A 630-nucleotide genomic window follows, 5' to 3' on the forward strand; every position below is an offset into this window, starting at 1 on the left:
GTGTTGTCGTTGCCTGCGGCGTCTTGGGCGCTGTTGGCGGGGACATCGACGGTAACCTGGCCGTCCGCTGTGGGTGTGATGGTGGCGGTGTAGGTCGTTCCTAAACCAGAGAGATTAGAGGCGGATCCATTGCCGACGGCGATATCGCTCAGCTCAAAGCCTGTGACGCCTTCAGAGAAGGTGAAGGTGGCGACAAATGCCCCCGAAACAGGACCCGCCGGGCCGGTAATGGTAAGCGAGGGTGATGTCGTGTCGCTGATTACAGAAAACTGGTTGCTTGCAGTGCTGAGGTTACCCGCGGCGTCCTGAGCAGCACCAGCTGCGACATCGACGGTAACCTGGCCGTCCGCTGTGGGTGTGATGGTGGCGGTGTAGGTGGTGCCAGAGCCAGAGAGGTTAGAGGCGGTGCCATTGCCGACAATGATATCGGCAAGCGTGAAACCGCCGACACTTTCTGAAAACGTAAAAGCCGTTGCGAATGCACCAGAAGTGGAGCCGATTGGACCGGCAATATTCAGTGTCGGTGAGGTTGCGTCGACTGTTTGCGTGAGGGTGGTTACGGGCGAGCGGGCAAACAGTCCTTCCGCGTAAATGAACTGGGCTGAGATGTCGTTTTCGCCCTCAGGCAAG

1 protein-coding gene is annotated in these 630 nt (G+C 58.6%); it reads right to left on the minus strand.

Annotated features, from left to right (window positions below; translation table 11 throughout):
* A partial coding sequence (locus V0U79_RS13625; protein ID WP_330200060.1) for an Ig-like domain-containing protein occupies positions 1-630 on the minus strand: 630 nt, incomplete at both ends.

The organism is Hyphobacterium lacteum (assembly GCF_036330345.1).
Taxonomy (GTDB): Bacteria; Pseudomonadota; Alphaproteobacteria; order Caulobacterales; family Maricaulaceae; genus Hyphobacterium; species Hyphobacterium lacteum.